The following is a 22,757-nucleotide window of genomic DNA, read 5'->3' as shown; positions in this document are numbered from 1 at the left end:
ATCACGACAGGCGGATGCGCGGCTGCACGCAGCCGTTGATCCGTTCGGCGATCCACAGCAGGGTCGCCTTGGAGAAACCGTGCAGCGCCTGCTGGTGCCGCCGGTAGAGCATCAGGTGGCTGAACTGCGCAAAGCGCCCCTGGATGAAGCCGCCGCGAAAAAACCCGAACTGCCCGAGCGTGCCGAACGCGTCGTAGTCGCTGATCGATACGAGCGCGCCGAAATCGTGGAACGCGAACGGCGGAATCGGCTGGCCGTCGAGCCATGCGGGCAGGTGCTTCGCGAGATGCTCGGCCTGCTGCGTCGCGACCTGCGCGGTCGGCGGCAGCGGCCGTTCGTGGCCGTCGGGCAACAGGCTCGCGCAATCGCCGATCGCGAACACGTGCTCGTCGCTCGTGGCCTGCAGCGTCGGCCCGACGACGATCTGGTTCGCGCGGTTCGTGTCGAGCCCGCCCAGCGCCTGCATGAAATCGGGCGCCTTCACGCCGGCCGCCCAGACCATCAGGTCTGCTTCGGCGTACGAACCGTCGCCGTAGTGAAAGCCGTTCGCGTCGGCCGACGTGACGCGCGTCGACGTCAGCACGTGAAAGCCGATCTGTTCGAGCCGCCGCTGCGCCGACGCGGAAATCCTCGGCGGAAACGCAGCGAGGATGCGCGGGCCGCTTTCGAGCAGCGTGAGCTGCAGCCGCTCGCGCACCGTCGCGTCGCCATACGCCTGCGCCACTTCGAGCAACCGGCTCAATTCCGCCGCAAGTTCCACGCCCGTCGCGCCCGCGCCGACGATCGCAACGCGAAACGGCTCGTCGCGCGCGATGCTGCGGAACACGCGCATCCGAAGCGCTTCGTTGAAGGTCTCGGCTTGCTGCTGGCTGTCGATGAAGTAGCAGTGCTCGCGCACGCCCGGCACGCCGAAATCGTTGGCCTGGCTGCCGAGCGCGACGATCAGCACGTCGTAGTCGAGTTCGCGGGCCTCGATCACCACGTCGCCTTCCTGCGAGCGAATCTCGCCGAGCTGCACGCGGCGGCGCGCACGATCGAGCCCCTTCAGTTCGCCGGGCTGGTACGTGTAGCCATGGTCGCGTGCATGGGCGAGAAAGATCACCTGTTGCTGCTGGACGTCGCGCGTGCCGGCCGCGATCGTGTGCAGCATCGGCTTCCAGATGTGGGTGGGACTGCGGTCGACGACGGTGACCTGCGCACGCCCGGACCGGCCGAGGCGCTCGCCCAGGCGGGTCGCGAGCTGCAATCCGGCGATCCCGCCGCCGACGATGACGATGCGTGTAGGGGTTGTCATGAATAAATCATCACGTGATGAATAATGTATGATCCTAGCGCTTCCCGGCTTCGCGTGTCAACGGAGCGGGGCAGGCAGCCCGGTTCCGGCGACATGGAACCGGGGCCCGAACACGGGCATTCGAACCATTCAAGGGGAGCAGGAAAACGTGGCTGAAGTCACTGAGCGCGCGCCGTCGAAGCGGCGTACGCGCGGGCGGCCGCTGGCGGATGCGTCCGTCGGTCCGGACGTGATATTGCGGGCCGCGCGCCGCACGTTCGCAAAGCGGGGCTACGACGCGACGAGCGTGCGCGAAGTCGCGCGCGAACTGGGCGTCGACGCGGCGCTGATCGCCCATCATTTCGGGGCGAAGGAAACGTTGTGGCTGGCCGTCGTCGAGCAGATCGTCGATCTCGCCAAGCCGATGTTCGACGCGCTGCGTGCGTTGCGCACGTCGTCATTGCCGCATCGCGATCGTGTGCGGCGCGCACTCGAGCTGTGCGTCGATCACGAGTTCGACGAGCCCGACATGGGCATGTTCTTCTCGACCGCGGCGACCGAAGTGGGCGCGCGGCTCGACCGGCTGCAGGAGCGGCTCGTGCGGCCGTATCACGACGTGATGTTCCCGCTGCTGTCGGACGCCGTGGAGGCCGGCGCGATTCGCGCGGTCGATCCGAACGTGCTGTTCTTCATGCTCGCGAGCGCGATCGGCACGACGGTGTCGTACAGCCACATGATGCTGGAGTTCACGTCGCTGCCGACGCAGCGGGACGCTTTCCGGCAGGCCGTGCTCGACGCAGCGCTCAACATCATCGGCGACTGAGTGCCGCGCGCGCGATGCGCACGGTCACGTCGCGGCAACCCGCCCCGGTTCGCTCTCCGCATTCCGCGCGGTTTCGCGCAGTGCGCCGACGAGCCGCGACGGTGTCCGGCATGCGATCGCCAGCTCGTACGCGAGCGGGCTGCCCGCGTCCGTCAGTTCGCAGAACGTAATGCCTTGCGGCTGCATCGGCACGACCAGGCGCGGCATCGGTGCGACGTCGATGCCACCCTCGACGAGCCCGGCTGCGCCGGGCATCAGGACGACATCGCGGACGACATCGCGGACGCGGCCGCGTGGCTCGCCGGGCCGCGCGCGTCGTTCGTCACGATCGCGACGATCGCGGTGAACGGCGGCTGGCGCGTCGGGTGATGCAATCCGCGCCGATGGCGGGCGCGGAGTCGCACATCATTCGACGTCCGTCGGCGGCTTGTCGCCGAGCCAGCGCCGTGCGCCGGGCCCGTTGCGGCCCGCGCGGTCTTCCGGATTGGTCAGCTTGCAGCGCTTCAGCGACAGGCAACCGCAGCCGATGCACTCGTCGAGGTTGATGTAGAGCCGCTGCAACTCCTCGATCCGGCTCGCGACGCGCTGCTTCCAGCCGCGCGACAGCCGCTGCCAGTCCTTGTTGCTCGGCGCGGTGTCCTCGGGCAGGCTGACGAGTTGCTCGGCGATCTCGTCGAGCGAATAGCCGATCTTCTGCGCGAACACGATGAACGCGATCAGCCGCAGCACCGCGCGCGAATAGTGACGATGGCTCGAGCCGTTCCGGTGCGACTTGATGAGCCCGCGCGTCTCGTAGAACCGCAGCGTCGACGCCGGCACGCCGCTGCGCGCGGCCACTTCGCGGATCGACATCAACGGCCAATTCGGTTCTTCCGGGGTACCCATGACGTTCTCCGGGAAAAGCTTGACTTGAAGTTAACTTCAACTTTTATGCTACGCGGCAGTTTAACCCGTCGCGAGGCATCATGTTCTCCTTATCCCTACGCAGGACGTCGCCTTTGGGCGCCGCCTGCGCACTGCTGCTGGCGTTGTCGGGCTGTCACGACGGCAAAGGCGCAGCGTCAGCCTATCCCCTTCCCGAAGTCGGCGTGGCAACCGTCGCGCCGCGCACGGTCCGCCTTGCCGACGAATTCAACGGACGCGTCGAAGCGGTCGACGCGGTCGAACTACGGCCGCGCGTGAGCGGCTATCTGCAGCGCGTCGCGTACAAGGAGGGCGATCTCGTCGCGCAGGGCACGCTGCTGTTCGAGATCGACCCGCGCCCGTACCGGATCGCGCTCGACCGCGCGAATGCGCAGCAGCAGCGGGCCCGCGCGGCCGCGAGCCTCGCGAACGTGCAGCTCAAGCGCGTGCAGACGCTGATCGATGCGCATGCGACGTCGCAGGAAGAGCTCGACAACGCCCGAGCCACCGCCGAGCAGGCGCGTGCGGACCTGCAGGCGGCCGACGCGGCCGTTGCCGATGCGAAGCTCAACCTCGGCTTCACCGGAGTGCGCGCCCCGATCGCGGGCCGCGTCGGCCGTGCGGTCGCGACCGTCGGCAATCTCGCGCGCGCGGACGACACGCTGCTGACGACCGTCGTGTCGCAGGATCCGGTCTACGTGTATTTCGACTGCGACGAGCAGAGCTACCTGCGCTACAACGCGCGTCGCGCCGATCCGAAGCATCGTGCGATCGGCGCCGATCCGGTGCGCGTGGGCCTCGCGAACGAGACGGGCTTCCCGCATGCAGGCACCGTCGATTTCCTCGACAACCGGCTCGACCCGCAAACCGGCACGATCCGCGCGCGTGTGCGGCTGCCGAACGCGGACCACACGTTCACGCCGGGGCTGTATGCGCGCGTGCAGCTCGTCAGCGGCCGCGACCAGGATGCGCTGCTCGTCGACGACAAGGCCGTGCTCACCGACCAGGACCGCAAGTACGTGTACGTGATCGGCCCCGGCGACAAGGCGCTGCGGCGCGACGTGACGATCGGCCGCGAACTCGAGGGCGAGCGGATCGTCGAGAAGGGGCTGCAGGCGGGCGACCGCGTGGTGGTCGACGGCGTACAGCGGATCTACTATCCGGGTGCGCAGGTGAAGCCGAAGGCGTTGCCCGTGCGTGCCGATACCGGTGCCGGCAATGGCAACGGCACGGGCGGCGGCACCCAGGCGGTAGCCGACGCCGGCGCGCCGGCCGCGCAATGACGGGAGACATGTGATGGATTTCTCCCGATTCTTCATCGACCGGCCGATCTTCGCGGTCGTGCTGTCGATCGTCATCTTCGCGATCGGCCTGATCTCGATTCCGATGCTGCCGGCCGGCGAATATCCGGAAGTCGTGCCGCCGAGCGTCGTCGTGCGTGCGACGTACCCGGGCGCGAACCCGAAGGAAATCGCCGAATCGGTCGCCGAACCGCTGGAAGAGGCGATCAACGGCGTCGAAGGCATCATGTACATGAAGTCGGTCGCCGGGTCGGACGGCAGCCTGCAGGTCGTCGTCACGTTCCTGCAGGGCGTCGATCCCGACACGGCCGCCGTGCGCGTGCAGAACCGCGTGAGCCAGGCGCTGTCGCGCCTGCCCGACGAGGTGCGCCAGTACGGCGTGACCACCCAGAAGCAGTCGCCGACACCGCTGATGTACGTGAGCCTCTACTCGCCGGACAACAGCCGCGATTCGCTGTATCTGCGCAACTACCTGACGCTGAACGTGAAGGACGAGCTGTCGCGGCTCACCGGCATCGGCGACGTCGGCGTGTACGGCTCGGGCGACTACGCGATGCGGCTGTGGCTCGACCCGAACCGGCTCGCATCGCGCGGGCTGACCGCGAGCGACGTGATCGCGGCCGTGCGCGAGCAGAACGTGCAGGTGTCGGCCGGCCAGCTCGGCGCGGAGCCGTCGCCGAAGGCGAACGACTTCCTCGTGTCGATCAACGTGCGCGGCCGCCTGCGCACGGTGCAGGAATTCAGCGACATCGTGCTGCGCAACGGCGACGACGGCCAGGTCGTGAAGCTGTCCGACGTCGCGCGCATCGAGCTCGGCGCGGGCGACTACACGCTGCGCTCGTATTTCAACGACAAGCATTCGGCCGTGGTCGGCATCTTCCTGTCGCCGGGCGCGAACGCGCTCGACGTCGCGAAGGCCGTGTATGCGAAGCTCGACGAACTGTCGAAGCGTTTCCCGCCCGGCGTCGCGTATCGCCCCGTGTGGGACCCGACCGTGTTCGTGCGCGAATCGATCCGCGCGGTGCAGCACACGCTGATCGAGGCCGTCGTGCTGGTCGTGCTCGTCGTGATCCTGTTCCTGCAGACCTGGCGCGCGTCGATCATTCCGCTCGTCGCGGTGCCCGTATCGGTGGTCGGCACGTTCGCGTTTCTCCATCTGCTCGGCTACTCGATCAACACGCTGACGCTGTTCGGGCTCGTGCTCGCGATCGGCATCGTCGTCGACGATGCGATCGTCGTCGTCGAGAACGTCGAGCGCAACATCGCGCAGGGGCTGAGCCCGCGCGATGCCGCGCACCAGGCGATGCGCGAGGTGTCGGGGCCGATCGTCGCGATCGCACTGGTGCTGTGCGCGGTGTTCGTGCCGATGGCGTTCATGTCGGGCGTCACGGGCCAGTTCTACCGGCAGTTCGCGGTGACGATCGCGATCTCGACGGTGATCTCCGCGATCAACTCGCTGACGCTGTCTCCCGCGCTCGCCGCGAAGCTGCTGCGCCCGCACGGCGCGCCGAAGGATGCGCTCACGCGCGCGCTCGACCGCGCATTCGGCTGGCTGTTCCGTCCGTTCAATCGCTTCTTCGAGCGCAGTTCCGACCGCTATCACGGTGTCGTCGCGCGCACGCTGAAACGGCGCGGCGTGGTGTTCGCGGTCTATGCGGCGCTGCTCGCGGCGACTGCGCTGCTGTTCAACGCGGTGCCGGGCGGCTTCATTCCCGTGCAGGACAAGCTGTACCTGTTCGCGGGCGCGAAGCTGCCGGAAGGCGCGTCGCTCTCGCGCACCAGCGCGGTGACCGAGCAGATGACGAAGATCGCGCTCGGCACCGACGGCGTCGAGATGGTGCCGGCGTTTGCGGGGCTGAATGCGCTGCAGGGCGTGAACACGCCGAACATCACGAACTCGTACGTGATCCTGAAGCCGTTCGACCAGCGTCACCGCAGCGCCGCGCAGATCAACGCGGACCTGAACGCGCGCTTCGCGGCCATCGGCGGCGGCATCACCTATGCGCTGATGCCGCCGCCGATCCAGGGCCTCGGCAACGGCTCGGGCTACTCGCTGTACCTGGAAGATCGCGGCGGGCTCGGCTACGGCGCATTGCAGAATGCGCTCACCGCGTTCCAGGCCGCGGTCGCGAAGACGCCGGGGATGAGCTATCCCGTCAGCTCGTACCAGGCGAACATCCCGCAGCTCGAGGTGAAGGTCGACCGGCTGAAGGCGAAGGCGCAGGGCGTTGCGCTGACCGACCTGTTCAACACGCTGCAGGTCTATCTCGGCTCGATGTACGTGAACGACTTCAACGTGTTCGGCCGCGTGTACCGCGTGATGGCGCAGGCCGATGCCGGTCACCGGCAGACGGCCGCCGACATCGCGAACCTGCGCACGCGCAACGCGAAGGGCGAGATGGTGCCGATCGGCTCGATGGTGACGGTGGGGCCCGCGTACGGGCCCGACCCGGTCGTCCGCTACAACGGCTATCCGGCCGCGGACCTGATCGGCGACGCCGATCCGAAAGCGATGTCGTCGTCGCAGGCGATCGCGAAGCTCCAGCAGATCGCGAAGGAGGTGCTGCCGCCCGGCATCACGCTCGAATGGACCGACCTCAGCTACCAGCAGGTCACGCAGAGCAACGCGGCGATCGTCGTGTTCCCGCTCGCGGTGATGCTCGTGTTTCTCGTGCTCGCGTCGCTGTACGAGAGCTGGACGCTGCCGCTCGCGGTGATCCTGATCGTGCCCGTGTGCATGTGCGCGGCGCTGTTCGGCGTGTGGCTGTCGGGCGGCGACAACAACGTGTTCGTGCAGGTCGGTCTCGTCGTGCTGATGGGGCTCGCGTGCAAGAACGCGATCCTGATCGTCGAGTTCGCGCGCGAGCTCGAAATCCAGGGCAAGGGCGTGATCGAGGCGGCGCTCGAGGCATGCAAGCTGCGGTTGCGCCCGATCGTGATGACGTCGGTCGCGTTCATCGCCGGTTCGGTGCCGTTGCTGATCGGCGGCGGCGCGGGCAGCGAAGTGCGCGCGGCCACCGGCGTCACCGTATTCGCGGGGATGCTGGGCGTCACGCTGTTCGGGCTGTTCCTGACACCCGTGTTCTATGTCGCGATCCGCAAGCTCGCGGGCGGCACGCCGGCCGTCTGGAGCGAACAGCACGGCACCCTTGAAGGAGAAAACCGATGAGCGCCGCTTTCCGTCTTTCCGCGCTCGCGATGTCGGTGACGCTGGCCGCGTGCGCGGTCGGCCCCGATTTCAAGCGGCCCGATACGGCCACGGCCGCGCGGTTCGCGCGCGACGCGCAGCCGGCCACGCAGCGCGATGCATTGCCGTCCAATACGCCGTCCGATATACCGCCCGACGCGTCGGCCGATGCCGATGCCGCGTTCTGGCGCGGCTTCGGCGATCCGGCGCTGACGCGGCTGATCGACACGGCGCTCGCGGCGAACCAGGACCTGCAGGTTGCGGTGTCGCGCTACGACGCGTCGAACGCGCTGCTGTCGCAGGCGACCTTCGACCGCTATCCGACGATCACCGCGAGCGGCCAGATCGGTCATCAACTGATGAGCAAGGACCAGGCGTTCGGCGCGCCGCGCAGCCAGCGCGATACGCCGACGTCCAGCATCGGGATCAATGCTGCGTGGGAGCTCGACCTGTTCGGCCGGGTGCGCCGCTCGATCGAGTCGCAGCGCGCGGAAACGGCCGCGAGCGCGGCGGACGTGCGCGCGGTGCGCGTCGCGATCGCCGGCGAGGTCGCGAGTACGTACGTCGATCTGCGCGGCGCGCAGGAGCGGTTGCGGATCGCGCGCGAAAACGCCGACAACCAGAAGCAGACGCTCGTGCTGATCAATGCGCGCGTCGGCGCGGGGCGCGGCTCCGAGCTCGATGCGGCGCGGGCGCGGGCGCAGTACGAATCGACGACGTCGCGGATTGCCGTGTACGAAGCCGCGATCGGCGTCGACGAGCACCGGCTCGCGGTGCTGACCGGGCAGACGCCGGATGCGCTGATCGGCCGGTTCGATCTCCCGACGGCCGTCGTTTCGGCGGGCACGCCCGTGCCGCTGCCGGCGCTTGCCGCCGATATCGATCCCGGCACGCCGGGCGACCTGCTGCGCCGGCGTCCCGATGTCGCGGCCGCCGAGGCGCGGCTGCACGCGGCGACCGCACGTGTCGGCGTCGCGACGGCCGACCTGTTTCCGCGCTTCACGCTGTCGGGGTTGCTCGGCAGCGCGACGAGCAGCTACGGGTTCTTTCGCGCGGGCAGCGACACGAACCTGATCGCGCTCGGCATCGACTGGTCGTTCCTCGACGTTGGCCGCGTGCGCGCACGGATCGCCGCGAGCGACGCGGAAGCGGCTGGCCAGCTCGCGCAGTATCGGCAGACCGTGCTCGGTGCGCTGGAGGAAACGGAGAACGCGCTGCTGCGCGTCGCACGCACGCGTGACGAGACAACGCACCTCGTGCGCGCGGCGGACGACAGCGCGCGTGCCGCGCAGCTCGCGCAGACGCGCTTCTCGGCCGGCGCGATCGACTACTACGAAGTGCTCGACGCGCAACGGACGCTGCTGCAGGCGCAGGATGCGGCGGCCGACGCGCGAACGCGCAGCGCGGCATCGACGGTCGCGTTGTACAAGGCGCTCGCGGGCGGCTGGCCGTCGGGAACGGCGCAGCGTGCGCAAGGCCCGCTCGCGCAGTCGGGGCAGTAGCGCGGGCGGTGCTGCGCGGCAGGCCGGAACGGCCGTGCCTGCCGCGCGACAACACGGTTGCGGGATCGACCTTGTCGACGTCGATGCTGTACCGCCGGATTGCTTCGCCGACTCGCGTGCACGGAATTGCACCGTCGTCGGCGAGCGCCTTCAACGCTGCGATCACGATGACGTGCCGATCGACCTCGAAGAACGTACGCAGCGCTTCACGGGTATCCGAGCCCCCGAGGCTGTCGGTGCCTGGCAACACAAAGTGCCGGGCATCGACGAACGCGCGGATATCCCGCCGATGGGCGAGGGCGCAATTGCAATTGCCACCCTATGGAAGGGAACTGTATCGAGGTAAGATTTAATTGCAACTGCAATTAAACGAAAGGAACGACCTGACATGAGCGTACCCGAACCCGATCTGTGGTTCTCGTTCGTCCGCGCGCACCGGACGATGATTCGCGAGATCGAGCGCCGCCTCGCGGATGCCGGCCTGCCCGCATATGCGTGGTACGACGCGTTGTGGGGGCTCGAAAGCGGGCCGGACGGCACGCGCCGCATGCACGAACTGGCCGACGTGCTCGCGATCGAGCGCTACAACCTCACGCGGCTCGTCGACCGGCTCGAGCAGGAGAGGCTCGTCACGCGTTCCCGTTCGGCAGACGACGGTCGCGCCGCTTATGCAAGCATCACCGACAAGGGGCGGACCCTGCGCAAGAAGATGTGGAAGGTGTACCAGTCGACGGTCACGGAGCTCTTTCTCGGCCAGTTCTCCGGCAAGGAGCAGGCGGCGATGGCCGCCGCGCTCGATCGCGCGACCGCCGCGGCGCGTGAAGCGTCGGCCGACGCGAAGTAGCGGCGGCCGATTCGCGCGTCGGCCGCGAGCATGCCGATGCATCGCCTGCGCGGCCCAGTCGGCCGGCGTGCGGCCGCTGGCGGTCGGCAGGGGATCGCTACCTCGGCGATCCAGCAGGCGTTTGACGCGCGTGTGCAGGGCGGGCCAAATCTGTGCCGGGCGCACTGAGGCGGGCCGGAACGACTGCGCCCGTATGCGCGGCGCCGTGCCGCGCCGCGCATGGTCCGTCACCGCGAGCGTGCTGTCCGCGCCGCTCAGCCGGATTTTCGCGATCATGCTCGCCATCGCGCGCCGGCCGGCCCGGATCGCGCAGCCTGCATGTCCCTCCTTCGAGTACTGGCATGTGACGGAGCGGTCCGTTTCGGCATAGGATTGCAATTGCAACGATTGTAGTTGCAACGATAACCGGATGAAAAGGACCGACATGACATCGACGCACTCCCTCACGTTCTATACGGCCGACACACCGAACGGCCACAAGATCGCGATCTATCTGGAAGAGGCCGGGCTCGCGCACGACCTGGTGCACGTGAACCTGTCCGCCGGCGAGCAGCGCAGCCCGGCGTTTCTCGCGATCAACCCGAACGGCAAGATTCCGGCCATCGTCGACCACGACACCGGGCTGGCCGTGTTCGAATCGGGCGCGATCCTCGGCTATCTCGCCGCGAAGACGGGCTGTCTGCATCCCGAAACGCTGGCCGAGCGCACGGCGGTCCAGCAATGGCTGCATTTCCAGATCGGCGGGATCGGGCCGATGCTCGGCCAGCTCTGGTGGTTCCTGCATGCATCGAAGACGGTCAATGCGGAAGCGATCGACCGCTATCGGAACGAAGCACGGCGTCTCTATGGGGTCGTGAACGGCCGATTGTCGGAATCGGTGTATCTCGCATCGTCGCGATACTCGATCGCCGATATCGCCGCGTTTCCGTGGCTGCGCTCGGCAGACGAGCTCGATCTTGACGTTGCCGACTACCCGCACGTCGAGCGCTGGCTCGCCGACATCGCCGCGCGGCCGGCCGTTCAGCGAGGCCTGGCCGCATGCCGCGCGCCGGCCGCAGCGCCGGCGCACTGACGATGCATCGCCCGCGTCGCACGGGCGGCGCGGGAACCGGCCGCTCGCCCGCCGGGAAACATTGTTCTCCTTCGTCGTAAACGTCTCGAATGCGTGATATTTGCGCCGCTCGATCCGGTTTAGAGTGGCCGTGAATCGAAGACGATGTGTCGTATAGCCGCAGCCCCGGGCCGTACAGGCGCACCAGAGGAGTTGGAGACAAATGGGTGAAGGCAGGATTACGCAGGTCGAGTCGTTCAGTTTCGAGCGCATTCCCGATGCATCGCGCCATGCGCGGCCGATCGATCTGTTCCGGTTGCTGTTCGGCGGCTGCAATACATTTTCCACATCGGTGCTCGGCAGCTTTCCCGTGCTGGTCGGGCTGTCGTTCAAGGCGGGCGTCGCCGCGATCGTGCTCGGCGTGCTCGCCGGTACCTGCATCCTCGCGCCGATGAGCCTGTTCGGCCCGCGCAACGGCACGAGCGACCCTGTGTCGTCCGGCGCGCATTTCGGCATCCACGGCCGGATCGTCGGCTCGTTCCTCGCGCTGCTCACATCGATCGCGTTCTTCTCGCTGGCCGTGTGGAGTTCGGGCGACGCGCTCGTCGGCGGCGCGCACAACATGGTCGGCGTGCCCGTCAACGGCTTCACGCTCGGCGCGGCGTACATGGTGTTCGCGGTGCTCGTGCTGATCGTCTGCATCTACGGCTTCCGCTTCATGCTGTGGGTCAACAAGATCGCCGTGTGGGCCGCGAGCGTACTGTTCGTCGCGGGCCTGTTCGCGTTCGCCGGCCTGTTCGACATGAACTACGCCGGTACGCTGCAGCAGGGCAGCGCAGGTTTCTGGGCCGCGTTCGTCGGCGCGGTGCTGGTTGCGCTGAGCAACCCGGTGTCGTTCGCATCGACGCTCGGCGACTGGGCGCGCTACATCCCGCAGCGCACGCCGAAGCATCGCGTGATAGGCGCCGTGTTCGCCGCGCAGATCGCGACCTTCGTACCGTTCTTCTTCGGCCTCGCGACCGCGACGATCATCGCGTCGAAGGCGCCCGCGTTCATCGCGTCGAACGACTACGTCGGCGGGCTGCTCGCGATCTCGCCGCGCTGGTTCCTGCTGCCGATGTGCCTGATCGCGATCATCGGCGGGATGTCGACCGGCACGACCGCGCTGTACGGCACGGGTCTCGACGTATCGAGCATGTTCCCGCGCCTCCTGAACCGCGTGCGTGCGACGCTGCTGATCGGCACGATCGCGATCGCGTTCATTTTCGTCGGTCGCTTCTGGTTCAACCTCGTCGAAAGCGTCGCGACGTTCTCGACGCTGATCGACACGTTCAGCTGCCCGTGGATGGCGATCATGGTGATCGGCTACGTGACGCGCCGCGGCTACTATCTCGCGGACGACCTGCAGGTATTCAACCGCGGTCTGCGCGGCGGCCACTACTGGTTCACGCATGGCTGGAACGTGCGCGCGATGGGCGCATGGCTGCCGGCCGCGTTCGTCGGGCTGTCGTTCGTGAACCTGCCGGGCCAGTTCGTCGGGCCGCTCGGCAACCTCGCGGGCGGGCTCGACCTGAGCGTGCCGCTGTCGCTGGCGGTCGGCGGGATGCTGTACTTCGTGCTGCTGACGCTGTATCCGGAACCGGACGGCGTGTACGGTCCGCATGGGCGCCGTTTCGTGCGCGGCGGCAAGCACGCGGCGCGCGGCGTCGGCGCACCGGCGATCCAGCCGAAGGGATAAGAGTCAGAGGCGCGTTGCGCCTGGCTTCGGAACGACAACGCCTCCGTGCGGGCATAGCCGCCGGCGGCGTTGTCGTTTCCGTTTGCGTTGCCGGCAGGAGCAGGGTGTCAGTGGAACGTGCTGCCCGCGAGCATCCCGCCGTCGACGATGAATTCCGATCCCGTGCAATACGCGGATTCGTCGGACGCGAGGAACAGCACGAGATTGGCCACTTCGTCGGGCTTGCCGATGCGTGCGATCGGCAGGCCGCTATAGATGGATGACGGATCGAAGTCCGCGAACTCGGGCGGGCGCGCCATCACCGTATCGATGCCGCCCGGATGCACCGAGTTCACGCGAATGCCGTGGCGGCCGAATTCGAGTGCGGCGGCCTTCGTCATCCCGCGCACCGCGAACTTGCTCGACACGTACGCGCTGCCGCCCGCGACGCCTTCCATCCCGGCCGTCGACGACACGTTGACGATCGAGCCGCCGCCCGCATCCTTCAGCGCGGCAAGTGCCGACTTCATGCCGAGCCAGCAGCCGACCTGGTTGACTTCGATCACCTTGCGATAGTCGTCGAGCGAACACGATTCGATCGGCACGAGTTTCAGGATCGCCGCGTTGTTCACGAGGATGTCCAGCCGGCCGAAATGCGCGAGCGTCGCTTGAACGGCCGCCTGCCAGTCGCCTTCGTTCGTCACGTCGAGATGCTGGAATCGCGCGGCGTCGCCGAGTTCGGCCGCGACGCGCCGGCCGGCTTCGTCCAGCACGTCGGCGATCACCACGCGTGCGCCTTCGGCGGCGAACCGGCGCGCTTCCGCTTCGCCCTGGCCGCGCGCACCGCCCGTGATCAGCGCCACCTTGCCTTCGAGTCGTTTCATGCTGCTTGCTCCTGTGAGTGAGAGGGGACGCGCGGGTCCGCTCACGCGGAGGCGGCCGGCGCGTCGATGATGCGAACCGGATCGGTGCCGTCCCAGGCGCGCGCTGCGGCGATGCCTTGCGCGATCATGTCGCGCATGCCGGTGCCTTCGATCACTTCGACGCGCACGCCGGGATCGTCGGCGTCGTCGAGATACGCGACGCGCGTCGCCGGGTTGCGCGCTTCGAACACGACGCGCAGGCCGCGGGCCGTGAGCCGTGCCACCGCGGTATCGAGATCGTCGACGACCCACGCGACGTGATGCAAGCCGACGAGCGGTTGCCCGCGCGCATCGCGGTACGGCGACGGCGTGTCGTTCGTCACGTGGATCAGTTCGATCTGCAGATCGCCGCGATACGCGAGCCCGACGTCCATCGTGACCGTTACCGGTTCGCCGAAATGACGGCCGTCGAGGCGTACGTTGCGGAACACGGTCCACGGGCCGACCTCGTGGCGTGCGCGCCAGCGCGCGATGCTGCGATCGAGGTCGGCGACCACGTAGCCGATCTGGTCGATGGGGCCGAGGACTGGGTCGTTCATGTCGCCTCCGTGGCGGGCGCACGCGTGCGTGCCGCGCATTGAATGACGGCCATGATCGCAACAAAGCGCGCGTTTCGTGCCGTCCGAACGGACTAGTACGCGTTGTTTGCATCGTTGAGAACCGCGGTTTTCACTGCCGCGTTACGCGGCGTTGCGACGACGCGGATGCGGATGTGGATCCGTGAGACGAAAAGGGGAGTGGGGGAAGGCGAGCGCTGCGGATCGACCCGCGCATCAGCGCGCGTTTGGCCCCTTGACCGTCAGCCGGCACACGGTCGCGAGCGCGAGCAGGTTCGGGTCGCGTTCGCGCCGGTGCAGGAAGCTCAGGCCGATCGTCTGGCGGATCGTGGGCCCGGCGAGCGGCACGAGCGCGATCTTGTGCGCGAACAGGTCGCGCACGCGTCCGGGCAACAGCGAACAGCCGACGCCGCCCGACACGAGGTTGATCAGCGAGAAGATGTCGCCCACCCGCATCACGATGTTCGGCGTGACGCCGGCCGCACGGAACGCCTCCGTGAAGCCGTGATGTGTCGCGAAGCCTTCGCCGAGCGACACGAGCGGCTCGTCGCGACACGCGCCAAGATCGATCGCGTCGCGTTGCGCATACGGCGAATCGATCGGCGCGGCGAAAAACATCTCGTCCTCGAACAGCGCGATCGACTCGATCTCGGCGTCCGGTTCGGGCAGCGCCATCAGCGTCGCGTCGATCGCGCCCTGCCTGAGCTTGTCGAGCAGGTCGGCGTTCGAGCCGAGCACGAGCTCGGCCTGCAGCTCGGGGCGCCGCGCCTTCAGTGCGATCACGACTTCGGGCACGGTGCGGATCGTCAGCGAATAGAGCGAACCGATCTTCAACTGGCCGGCGCCGTAGCCGGCCGCCTCGCGCGTCGCGTGGATCCCGTCCGTCATCGTCTTCAGCACTTCGCCCGCGACTTCGGCGAGCACTTGCGCGGCTTCGGTCGGAATCAGGTTGCGCCCCTCGTGGCGGAACAGCGCGCAGTGCATCCCTTCCTCGAGCGTATGCAGCGCGCGATGCACGCTGACCGTGCTGACGCCCAGCGCCTCGGCCGCCTTCGCGAGGCTGCCGGCTTCCATGAACGCGAGGAGCACCTCGAGCTTGCGGAACGTGATCTCTTCGTTGATGCGGTTGCGCATGATGCGGGCGACGAGAGGAGGCAGCCGACGATTCTGCCGCAGAACCCGGGCCGCAACAATGCGCGAATCACCGGGTTTGTCGCGCGGCGGGGCCGGTTCGGGAAACATTTAATCTCCGGCTAATCATCTACCGCCGGCATTAATTGATGCGGGTTTTCGGCGTCCCTATGATCGTTTCACGCCGGTCGTGCGCGCGGGGCGACAGGTTTCGTCGTTCCGCCGCGAACCGTCGACGATGCGAACGGCCGATTCGTCGATGCCTGCCACGGAACGCGGCACGCATGCGGCGCGGCACCATGGGACTGCAGGAGAAAAGCATGCACGACTCACGTCGGAACACGCGGCATCGGCAGGTGGTTGCCGCTGTCGTCGGCAATACCCTCGAGTGGTACGACTTCATCGTTTACGGGTTCTTCTCCGGCATCATCGCGCGGCTGTTCTTCCCCGCCGAGAGCCAGTACGCGTCGCTGCTGATGTCGCTCGCGACGTTCGGCGTCGGTTTCTTCATGCGTCCGGTGGGCGGCATCCTGCTCGGGCTCTATGCGGATCGCAAGGGCCGCAAGGCCGCGATGCAGCTCATCATCTTCCTGATGACGCTGTCGATCGCGCTGATCACGTTCGCGCCGTCGTACGCGGCGATCGGCCCGGCGGCGCCGATCCTGATCGTCGTCGCGCGGTTGCTGCAGGGGTTCGCGACGGGCGGCGAATATGCGAGCGCCACCGCGTTCCTCGTCGAGAGCGCGCCCGCGAACCGGCGCGGACTGTACGGGTCGTGGCAACTGATCGGCCAGTGCCTCGCGGTGTTCTCGGGCGCGGCGATGGGCGCGTGGGCCACGCAGTCGCTGTCGGATGCCGCGCTGCACAGCTGGGGCTGGCGCGTGCCGTTCGCGCTCGGGCTGCTGATCGGGCCGGTTGGCCTGTGGATCCGCCGGCACATGGAGGAGACCGAGGCGTTCCTCGACGCGAGCAAGTCGACGGTCGAGCCGCCGGCGAGCGTGTCGCGTGTGCTGCGCGACAACCTGCGCGGCGTGCTGGTGTCGATGGGGCAGACGATCACCGGAATGGCCGTGTTCTACGTGATGCTCGTCAACATGCCGACGTTCGTGCACAAGACCTTCGGGCTGCCGCTCGACCAGGTATTCAAGGTGCAGATGGCGGCGGTCGCGCTGCTGACGGTGACGATTCCGTTCGCCGCGATCGTGTCCGACCGCATCGGCCGGCGGCCCGTGCTGATCGCCGGCACGCTGGCACTGCTGACGGTCACCTATCCGCTGTTCTCGTGGCTGGCCGCGGCGCCGGGCATCGGGCGCCTGCTGGTGATGCAGCTCGTGATCTGCACGATCATCGGCATCTGCTACGGCCCCGCGCCGACCACGCTCGCCGAACAGTTCGCGACGCGCTCGCGTTCGACCGGCATCGCGCTCGCGTACAACGTCGCGGTGATGATCTTCGGCGGCTTCGCGCCGTTCATCGTCACGTGGCTGACGCACGCGAGCGGGTCGCCGGTCGCGCCCGCGTGGTACGTGCTGTTCGCGGCGTCGTTCGGGCTGCTCGCGAGCGTGTTCATGCACGACAGCGCGCCGTGCGTGCTCGCGCGCCGGCAGTTTCAGGGCGAGCCGCTGAGCGCCAGGTAGCGGCCGGCGGTCCGTTGCCCGCGCCGGCTAGCCATCGGCGCAGGCGGCATGCAGGGTATCGGCACAGCCGATGGTCAGCATCGCAGGCGGCGGCCTACCGCGGCCGCCGCGCGGTCATTACGCTTGGGCGATCATCCACTCTGTCCGGAAGGTCGCCATGTCCCGGCTCGACTACAAGCTGCTCGGCCCCTGCCTGCTCGCCATCGCGATCGACGCGATGGGGTTCGGGCTCGTCTATCCGATGATGTCCGCGATTTTCAGCGATCCGCACGCGGGCATCCTGCCGGCCGACGCCGGCGCGCATGCGCGCAATTTCTACCTCGGTCTCGGCTACGGGATCTACCCGCTGTGCATGTTCTTCGGCTCGTCGCTGATGGGCGAGCTGTCGGATCGCTACGGACGCCGCAGGATCCTGCTGCTGTGCGTGCTCGGGCTCGCGGCCGGCTACGCGATGATGGCGGCCGGCGCATGGCACGCGAGCGTCGCGCTGCTGCTGGCCGGCCGCGGGCTCACCGGCCTGATGGCCGGCTGCCAGGGCATCGCGCAGGCGGCGATCACCGACCTGAGCACGCCCGAGAACAAGGCGGTCAACATGAGCATCATGTCGCTCGCGTTCAGCGCGGGCGTGATCGTCGGCCCCGTACTCGGCGGCGTCACGTCCGACCGGACGATCTCGCCGCTGTTCGACTACGGCACGCCGTTCGTGCTGGTCGCCGCGCTGTCGCTTGCGTGCGCATGCTGGACCTGGGCGTCGTATCGCGACTCGGCCGCGCCGCGCGGCGACACGGGCATCGATCCGCTGCTGCCGCTGCGGATCATCGGGGAGGCCGCGCGCCAGCCCAACGTCGCGTTCCTGTCCGTGGTGTTCTTCCTGATGCAGGTCGGTTATGGCCTCTACCTGCAGACCATCATGCTGCTGCTGCAGGCGAAATTCGGCTACACGAGCGCGCGGCTCGGGCTGTTCAGCGGCGTGATCGGCATTTGCTTCGTGTTCGGCCTGCTGTGCGTCGTGCGGCTGATGCTGCGCGTGTGGCGGGTGATCGACATCGCGAAGACGGGCCTGCTCGTCGCCGGCATCGGCCAGATCCTGTCCGCGCTGTTCCCGCACGAGCCCGTGTTGTGGGCGCTCGCGATGGTCGTCGGCTGCTTCGACATGGTTGCGTACACGACGATGTATACGGCGTTCTCCGACGCAGTCAGCGAGGACCGGCAGGGCTGGGCACTCGGCGTCGCGGGGTCGGTGATGGCCGTCGCGTGGGTCGTCACGGGCGCGCTGACGAACCTGCTGCCCGTGTTCGGCGAGACCGGCCTGCTGCTGATCGGCGGCGCAGGCTTCCTGCTCAGCTTCGTGATGATGGTCGCGTACGGGCGTACGCGGCCGGGCGCGCGGGCGGCCGCGCTGTCGTAGGCGGTCGCGCGCACGTTGGCCCGATCCTGTCGGACGTTGTCCCATGGGCCGCTGTCGTGCAAAGCCGCGCGGCCCGACACTGGCGTCTCGCGGCCGGGGAGGCCCCAGGCCGCGTCCGGCGGCGCCGGCAGGCCCGGCACGCCGTTCCGTTCAATGTGCCAACCGAGAGAGCGATCCATGCAACATCCGACCATTCGTACCCTGGCCGGCGCAACGGCGCCGACGTCGATCGTCGCCGCCCGCACCGCGCTGCTGGTGATCGATTTCCAGAATGAATATTTCAGCGGCCGCCTGCCGATTCCGGAAGGGCCGCGCGCGCTGGGCAACGCGCAGCGCGTGATCGCGTTCGCCGATCGCGCTGGCATTCCGGTGTTTCATGTCCAGCACGTCGATACGGCCGACAGCCCGATCTTCGCCGACGGCAGCGATGGCTTCCGCTTTCACGCGGACCTGCAGCCGGCGCCGCACCACACGGTCGTGACGAAGACGTCGGTGAGCGTGTTCCCGACCACGGACATCGATGCGCGCCTGAAGGCGGCCGGTATCGATACGCTGATCGTCACGGGCCTGATGACGCATGCCTGTGTCGCCGGCGCGGCACGCGATGCGGTGCCGCTCGGCTATGCGGTGATCGTCGTCGACGACGCATGCGCGACGCGCGATCTCGACGTCGCGGACGGCGGCACGGTGCCGCACCGCGACCTCCATCGCGCGACGCTGGCTGCGCTGTCGGACACGTTCGGCGACGTGCTGACGACCGGGCAGGTGCTGGCGCTCGACGTCGCCTGACGGCCGCCCGGTTCGTGTTTCAGCCGGCCCAGCCCGGCGCGGCGTACACGACTTCGCCGCGGAAGCACGTCTCGATCACGCGGGTTTGCGCGAAGGTCTCGACCGGGTGCGCGAACGGATTGCGGTCGAGGATCGCGAAGCTCGCGTCCTTGCCCGCTTCGAGCGAACCCGTGCAGTCGTCGAAACGCAGCGCGTACGCGGTGTTCACCGTATAAGCCTCGAGCATCGTGAGCAGGTCGAGGCGTTCGTGCGGATTCCACGGCGGGCTGTCGGGCTGGTCGATCAGCCGGTGCGTGACGCCCGTCTGGATGATCTGCATCGGGTCCATCGTGCTGACCGACCAGTCGGAACCGGCCGCGAGCATCACGCCCGCATTGCGCATGCTGCGGAACGGGTAATTGCGCGCGGCGCGCTCGTCGCCGAGCAGGTCGCGGTAGAACTGTTGCTGCTCCTCGCGAGCGGCCGTCCACAGCGTCTGCACGCTCGCGATCGCGCCGAGCCGGTTGAAACGGCTCATGTCGGCCGGATCGACGAGCTGCAGGTGCGCGAGCTGCGCGCGCCGGTCGCGCATTCCGTTGCGGCGCTGCACGTGTTCGAGCGCGTCGAGCGTCATGCGCACCGCGCGGTCGGCGAGCGTATGGAAATGCAGGTCGAAGCCGGCCGTATCGGCGAGCAGGCAGATCTCGTTCAGCGCGTCCTGGCTCCACAGTGCGAGGCCGCAGTCGTCGGTGCCGGCGTACGGTTCGAGCAGTGCGGCAGTTTTCGATTCGGGTACGCCGTCGACGAAGATCTTCACCGTATGCAGGCGCAGGTTGTCGCGTTCGTATTCGCGACGCCATGCGACGAAGCGCTCGACCTGCTCGCGCGGATCGCGGCGCGGGTTCGCATAGAGGCCCGCGCTCATGTAGGCCTTCAGTTCGCCGGCGCGTTGCGCGTTGGCGTATGCGTTGAGCTCGGCTTCCTCGACGCGTGCGTCGAACCAGCCCGTGATGCCGAAGCCGTGCGCCATCGCGTGCGCCTTCGCGAGCGACTTCGGGTAGCCGGCCGGGCTCAGTTGCGGAATGATCGGGCAGATGCGGTAGAACGCCGCTTCGTGCACAACGCCGTTCGGCGCGCCCGACGCATCGCGCTCGTACACGCCGCCGGTCGGATCGGGCGTGTCGGCCTTGATGCCGGCCGCTTCGAGCCCCTTCGTGTTGAGGCAGCCGCTGTGCACGTCGAAGCCGACCACGAGCAGCGGCCGGTCGGGCACGATCCGGTCGAGCAGCTCGCGGGTCGGATACGCGCCGAACGCGGCGAGGTTGGCGCCGCCGAGATAGACCCACGGTTCGTTCGGCGTCGCATCGGCGCACGCGCGGATGCGCTGCAGGATCGCGTCGGGATCGTTGATGCCGGACAGGTCGAAGTCGCCGAGGATCTGATGGCCTTCGAGCGGGTGCACGTGACCGTCGATGAGGCCCGGCAGCATCAGCCTGCCGGCCAGGTCGACCGTGCGCGTCGCGGGGCCGGCCAGCGGGCGGATGTCGTCGTCGCGGCCGACCGCCACGATCTTGCCGTCCTTCGTGGCGAGCGCCTGGGCAAAGCGGCGCTGCGCGTCGCCCGTGTAAAGCAGGCCGTTCAGATAGACGGTATCGGCGTATTGCATGTGTCTCCTCCGGATAGGGGGCTTGTCGACGGGCGCACGTGTCCTGCGGGCGGGCCGACTGGCTCGTCCGGTCACGTGAACCCGGTCGGGTTGGAATGGTGTGGGCGTTATGTGCCGGCGCTGCGTGGCACGGGCGGCGACGCGTCGCGGCGAAGGCCGGGCGCCGCCGGCGGCGCGTCATGCCGAGTTCGCCGATCGGTTCGTATCGGCGACGCGATGGGCGACGCACTCGCGGCCGTGCGGGCCGGCGTCCATCCGGTATTGGGCATTCCGTGTCTCCGTGGCATCCGACGCGTTCCTGGCGTCGGGTGAGTCAGATACTAGGAGCGGGAGAGCCGGCTGTCTGTCATCGTTTTGAGGACAACGCGCGACAAAGGCGGTGGGGGCGGGCGCTGCTGCGGTGATGCGGTGGCGTCATCTAGCGACCGCGGTCATCCGGTGTTTCGTCTTCGGTCACGCACCACGCGAAGAGCCCGGCGCGGTTCGCGACGCCGAGCTTTGCGAGCGCGCGCCCGAGATAGGTGCGCACGCTGCTCGGCTTGAGCGCGAGCGTGTCGGCGATCTGCGGGACGGGCTGGCCTTGCAGCACGGCGCGGCACACGAGCCGTTCGCGTTGCGACAGCGCCGCGCCGCTGGCCGACAGCCGTTGTTCGAAGCGCTGCAGCAGCGCGCCGTCGTCCGAACGTGGCGTCAGGCGTGCGAGCCGCGCGTGCTGGATCAGCAGCGGCAGCACGAAATCGCCGAGTTGCCGCAGCAGCGCCAGTTCGGCCAGCGTGTACGAAGGCTGGCCGCGCCGGCGGAACAGCGAGAACGCATAGACATAGTCGCGCTCGCTGCCGAGCAGCGTGCAGTCCTCGCCGAGTTCGCCGAGCGCGAATTGGCGGCCGTATTCGGTCGCGGTGTCGATTTCCTCGTTGCACGAGAACACGAGCTGCGAATCGGTGACGCGTTCGATATGCGGAAGCAGCGTGTCCGTGCGCCAGTCGCCCTGTGTATACAGATCGAGCGCATGGCGCGTGCCGTCGGGATCGTCGCCGCCGGCGAAGAACAGCACGTCGACGCTGTCGATCGATTGCGACGGCGCATCGCGGCGGTAACGCGTCGCGACGCTGTAATGGGACTGCGGGTCGACGGTTTCGCGCAGCCACGCCCAAAGGCGGGCGGGAAACTGCGGACTGCCGAGGCTGGCGACCAGGTCGCCGGCGTTGCTCAGGGAAATATGGGCGGGGCTCATCGTTGACACCGTCTGCGCGAACGGCCGCCCGCGCCGGCCGTACGTCGCGTGCGGCGGCGCGCCGGCGGGGCGGCGGCTTGCGGTGCGGTCATGCGAGCCGGCGGCCGGCGTGGCGGCGAAGCTCGATTGTAGGGGACTTCGCCGGCGCGGGGCAGCCGTGCGTTCCGGTCGGGTGTCCGGTCGTCCATCGACGGGCGGCGCGCATCGTTGCGCGCCGCAGGCCGGCCCGCGCGTCAGAACATCGTGTTCTGGTTCGCGGTCGTTTCGGGCACCGGCTGGATCACGTCCCAGTGTTCGACGATCTTGCCGTTCTTCACGCGGAAGATGTCGACCACTGCTTCGCCGCGATCGCCCGAACGCTCGGTCGCATGCACGTGCAGGTAAACGAGATCGCCGTCGGTCGCGCTGCGGACGATGTGCGCACGCGATGCCGGGTTTTTCTGGAATGCGCCGACGAAGTACGACACGAATGGCTTCTTGCCGTCCGGCACGTGCGGGTTGTGCTGCTTGTAGTCGTCCGCGACGACGGTGGCGGCTTCGACCGCTTCGTGCTTGTTGAAGAAGCGGTCGTAGAACGTCAGCACGAGCTGGCGGTTGGCTTCCTCGGCGGGCAGGTCGCGCGTGGCCGGGCCGGCGGCGAGTGCGGCCGCCGATGCTGCCAGCAGGGCGAGCGCGGCAACGGCGCGAACGGGGGAGCGGAGCGATGACATGATGCGTTTTCCTTGTCTGGCGATTCGTCGGTTGGCGCGCGATGCGCGACTGCGGGTTGTGCCGATCGTGACGATCGGCGGGCGATGGGGGCGTGGCCGCAAGCACGCATGCCGTATCGACA

At 68.2% G+C, this 22,757-nt stretch carries 18 protein-coding genes and 3 pseudogenes; 11 read left to right on the top strand and 10 right to left on the bottom strand.

Annotated features, from left to right (window positions below; all coding sequences use genetic code 11):
• Nucleotide 1: 1 nt before the first annotated feature.
• On the bottom strand, nucleotides 2-1,294 hold the full coding sequence (locus tag R9B84_RS28915; protein ID WP_423763374.1) for an NAD(P)/FAD-dependent oxidoreductase: 1,293 nt from the start codon (nucleotides 1,292-1,294) through the stop codon (nucleotides 2-4).
• A 148-nt stretch (nucleotides 1,295-1,442) separates the two neighbouring features.
• On the opposite strand from R9B84_RS28915, the gene R9B84_RS28910 reads away from it, so the two are divergent.
• Entirely contained in the window at nucleotides 1,443-2,096 is a 654-nt protein-coding gene (locus tag R9B84_RS28910; protein WP_423763373.1) for a TetR/AcrR family transcriptional regulator, read from the top strand.
• Nucleotides 2,097-2,120: 24 nt separating this feature from the next.
• Here the strand turns inward: R9B84_RS28910 and R9B84_RS28905 are convergent.
• Nucleotides 2,121-2,372, bottom strand: a pseudogene (locus R9B84_RS28905) (LysR family transcriptional regulator); the annotation flags it as partial.
• On the opposite strand from R9B84_RS28905, the pseudogene R9B84_RS28900 reads away from it, so the two are divergent.
• Nucleotides 2,367-2,465: pseudogene (locus R9B84_RS28900) on the top strand (3-oxoacyl-ACP reductase); the annotation flags it as partial. The pseudogenes R9B84_RS28905 and R9B84_RS28900 overlap by 6 nt on opposite strands.
• A 36-nt stretch (nucleotides 2,466-2,501) precedes the next feature.
• Here the strand turns inward: R9B84_RS28900 and soxR are convergent.
• Nucleotides 2,502-2,981: a redox-sensitive transcriptional activator SoxR gene (gene soxR / locus R9B84_RS28895; RefSeq protein WP_423763372.1), complete on the bottom strand. Its 480-nt coding sequence runs from the start codon at nucleotides 2,979-2,981 to the stop codon at nucleotides 2,502-2,504.
• Between the two features lie 80 nt (nucleotides 2,982-3,061).
• Between soxR and R9B84_RS28890 the strand changes: the two genes are divergently transcribed.
• From R9B84_RS28890 to R9B84_RS28880, 3 genes are read left to right on the top strand one after another with little or no spacing between them, the layout of a single operon-like run.
• On the top strand, nucleotides 3,062-4,282 hold the full coding sequence (locus tag R9B84_RS28890) for an efflux RND transporter periplasmic adaptor subunit (RefSeq protein ID WP_423763371.1): 1,221 nt from the start codon (nucleotides 3,062-3,064) through the stop codon (nucleotides 4,280-4,282).
• A 13-nt stretch (nucleotides 4,283-4,295) separates the two neighbouring features.
• Nucleotides 4,296-7,469, top strand: coding sequence for an efflux RND transporter permease subunit (locus tag R9B84_RS28885; RefSeq protein ID WP_423763370.1), 3,174 nt, complete (start codon nucleotides 4,296-4,298; stop codon nucleotides 7,467-7,469).
• Nucleotides 7,466-8,989: an efflux transporter outer membrane subunit gene (locus tag R9B84_RS28880; RefSeq protein WP_423763369.1), complete on the top strand. Its 1,524-nt coding sequence runs from the start codon at nucleotides 7,466-7,468 to the stop codon at nucleotides 8,987-8,989. The genes R9B84_RS28885 and R9B84_RS28880 overlap by 4 nt, the downstream gene beginning before the upstream one ends.
• A 52-nt stretch (nucleotides 8,990-9,041) precedes the next feature.
• Here the strand turns inward: R9B84_RS28880 and R9B84_RS28875 are convergent.
• A pseudogene (locus R9B84_RS28875) lies at nucleotides 9,042-9,269 on the bottom strand (hypothetical protein); the annotation flags it as partial.
• Nucleotides 9,270-9,377: 108 nt separating this feature from the next.
• Between R9B84_RS28875 and R9B84_RS28870 the strand changes: the two are divergent.
• From R9B84_RS28870 to R9B84_RS28860, 3 genes are all read left to right on the top strand, one after another.
• Nucleotides 9,378-9,833 carry a MarR family winged helix-turn-helix transcriptional regulator gene (locus R9B84_RS28870; RefSeq protein WP_423763368.1) on the top strand — a complete coding sequence of 152 codons (456 nt, stop codon included), beginning with the start codon at nucleotides 9,378-9,380 and terminating at the stop codon, nucleotides 9,831-9,833.
• A gap of 424 nt (nucleotides 9,834-10,257) precedes the next feature.
• The gene (locus R9B84_RS28865; protein WP_423763367.1) at nucleotides 10,258-10,905 is read left to right on the top strand and encodes a glutathione S-transferase family protein; all 648 of its coding nucleotides are present in this window, start codon (nucleotides 10,258-10,260) and stop codon (nucleotides 10,903-10,905) included.
• Nucleotides 10,906-11,107: 202 nt separating this feature from the next.
• Nucleotides 11,108-12,622, top strand: a complete 1,515-nt coding sequence (locus R9B84_RS28860) for a purine-cytosine permease family protein (protein ID WP_423763366.1) — start codon at nucleotides 11,108-11,110, stop codon at nucleotides 12,620-12,622.
• A 107-nt stretch (nucleotides 12,623-12,729) separates the two neighbouring features.
• Here R9B84_RS28860 and R9B84_RS28855 read toward each other — a convergent pair whose 3' ends face one another.
• From R9B84_RS28855 to R9B84_RS28845, 3 genes are all read right to left on the bottom strand, one after another.
• Entirely contained in the window at nucleotides 12,730-13,485 is a 756-nt protein-coding gene (locus R9B84_RS28855) for a glucose 1-dehydrogenase (protein WP_423763365.1), read from the bottom strand.
• 41 nt (nucleotides 13,486-13,526) lie between these two features.
• Nucleotides 13,527-14,063 (bottom strand): VOC family protein, encoded by a 537-nt coding sequence (locus tag R9B84_RS28850; protein WP_423763364.1) that lies wholly within the window; start codon nucleotides 14,061-14,063, stop codon nucleotides 13,527-13,529.
• 234 nt (nucleotides 14,064-14,297) lie between these two features.
• Nucleotides 14,298-15,215: a LysR family transcriptional regulator gene (locus R9B84_RS28845; protein ID WP_423763363.1), complete on the bottom strand. Its 918-nt coding sequence runs from the start codon at nucleotides 15,213-15,215 to the stop codon at nucleotides 14,298-14,300.
• Nucleotides 15,216-15,532: 317 nt separating this feature from the next.
• Here R9B84_RS28845 and R9B84_RS28840 point away from each other — a divergent pair, with 317 nt between their 5' ends.
• From R9B84_RS28840 to R9B84_RS28830, 3 genes are all read left to right on the top strand, one after another.
• Entirely contained in the window at nucleotides 15,533-16,849 is a 1,317-nt protein-coding gene (locus R9B84_RS28840) for an MFS transporter (RefSeq protein ID WP_423763362.1), read from the top strand.
• Nucleotides 16,850-17,006: 157 nt separating this feature from the next.
• Nucleotides 17,007-18,257, top strand: coding sequence for an MFS transporter (locus R9B84_RS28835; RefSeq protein ID WP_423763361.1), 1,251 nt, complete (start codon nucleotides 17,007-17,009; stop codon nucleotides 18,255-18,257).
• 177 nt (nucleotides 18,258-18,434) lie between these two features.
• Nucleotides 18,435-19,046: a cysteine hydrolase family protein gene (locus tag R9B84_RS28830; protein ID WP_423763360.1), complete on the top strand. Its 612-nt coding sequence runs from the start codon at nucleotides 18,435-18,437 to the stop codon at nucleotides 19,044-19,046.
• Between the two features lie 19 nt (nucleotides 19,047-19,065).
• On the opposite strand, the gene R9B84_RS28825 is transcribed toward R9B84_RS28830, so the two are convergent.
• From R9B84_RS28825 to R9B84_RS28815, 3 genes are all read right to left on the bottom strand, one after another.
• A complete protein-coding gene (locus tag R9B84_RS28825; RefSeq protein ID WP_423763359.1) occupies nucleotides 19,066-20,691 on the bottom strand; it encodes an amidohydrolase in 1,626 nt (541 codons plus the stop codon).
• Nucleotides 20,692-21,109: 418 nt separating this feature from the next.
• Nucleotides 21,110-21,925 (bottom strand): helix-turn-helix transcriptional regulator, encoded by an 816-nt coding sequence (locus R9B84_RS28820; protein ID WP_423763358.1) that lies wholly within the window; start codon nucleotides 21,923-21,925, stop codon nucleotides 21,110-21,112.
• A 233-nt stretch (nucleotides 21,926-22,158) separates the two neighbouring features.
• Complete coding sequence (locus tag R9B84_RS28815; RefSeq protein ID WP_423763357.1) at nucleotides 22,159-22,635, bottom strand: nuclear transport factor 2 family protein; 477 nt, start codon at nucleotides 22,633-22,635, stop codon at nucleotides 22,159-22,161.
• Nucleotides 22,636-22,757: the final 122 nt, after the last annotated feature.

Source organism: Burkholderia sp. NLJ2 (assembly GCF_049487195.1).
Classification (GTDB): domain Bacteria; phylum Pseudomonadota; class Gammaproteobacteria; order Burkholderiales; family Burkholderiaceae; genus Burkholderia; species Burkholderia pyrrocinia.
The sequence above is the reverse complement of the archived record's forward strand: the minus strand, read 5'-3'. Positions and strand labels throughout refer to the sequence as shown.

Excerpts from the sequence above, each read along its gene's own strand:
- R9B84_RS28915 (WP_423763374.1), bottom strand. The coding sequence starts at position 1,294 with ATGACAACCCCTACACGCATCGTCATCGTCGGCGGCGGGATCGCCGGA.
- soxR (WP_423763372.1), bottom strand. The coding sequence starts at position 2,981 with ATGGGTACCCCGGAAGAACCGAATTGGCCGTTGATGTCGATCCGCGAA.
- R9B84_RS28890 (WP_423763371.1), top strand. The coding sequence starts at position 3,062 with ATGTTCTCCTTATCCCTACGCAGGACGTCGCCTTTGGGCGCCGCCTGC.
- R9B84_RS28885 (WP_423763370.1), top strand. The coding sequence starts at position 4,296 with ATGGATTTCTCCCGATTCTTCATCGACCGGCCGATCTTCGCGGTCGTG.
- R9B84_RS28880 (WP_423763369.1), top strand. The coding sequence starts at position 7,466 with ATGAGCGCCGCTTTCCGTCTTTCCGCGCTCGCGATGTCGGTGACGCTG.
- R9B84_RS28870 (WP_423763368.1), top strand. The coding sequence starts at position 9,378 with ATGAGCGTACCCGAACCCGATCTGTGGTTCTCGTTCGTCCGCGCGCAC.
- R9B84_RS28865 (WP_423763367.1), top strand. The coding sequence starts at position 10,258 with ATGACATCGACGCACTCCCTCACGTTCTATACGGCCGACACACCGAAC.
- R9B84_RS28860 (WP_423763366.1), top strand. The coding sequence starts at position 11,108 with ATGGGTGAAGGCAGGATTACGCAGGTCGAGTCGTTCAGTTTCGAGCGC.
- R9B84_RS28855 (WP_423763365.1), bottom strand. The coding sequence starts at position 13,485 with ATGAAACGACTCGAAGGCAAGGTGGCGCTGATCACGGGCGGTGCGCGC.
- R9B84_RS28850 (WP_423763364.1), bottom strand. The coding sequence starts at position 14,063 with ATGAACGACCCAGTCCTCGGCCCCATCGACCAGATCGGCTACGTGGTC.
- R9B84_RS28845 (WP_423763363.1), bottom strand. The coding sequence starts at position 15,215 with ATGCGCAACCGCATCAACGAAGAGATCACGTTCCGCAAGCTCGAGGTG.
- R9B84_RS28840 (WP_423763362.1), top strand. The coding sequence starts at position 15,533 with ATGCACGACTCACGTCGGAACACGCGGCATCGGCAGGTGGTTGCCGCT.
- R9B84_RS28835 (WP_423763361.1), top strand. The coding sequence starts at position 17,007 with ATGTCCCGGCTCGACTACAAGCTGCTCGGCCCCTGCCTGCTCGCCATC.
- R9B84_RS28830 (WP_423763360.1), top strand. The coding sequence starts at position 18,435 with ATGCAACATCCGACCATTCGTACCCTGGCCGGCGCAACGGCGCCGACG.
- R9B84_RS28825 (WP_423763359.1), bottom strand. The coding sequence starts at position 20,691 with ATGCAATACGCCGATACCGTCTATCTGAACGGCCTGCTTTACACGGGC.
- R9B84_RS28820 (WP_423763358.1), bottom strand. The coding sequence starts at position 21,925 with ATGAGCCCCGCCCATATTTCCCTGAGCAACGCCGGCGACCTGGTCGCC.
- R9B84_RS28815 (WP_423763357.1), bottom strand. The coding sequence starts at position 22,635 with ATGTCATCGCTCCGCTCCCCCGTTCGCGCCGTTGCCGCGCTCGCCCTG.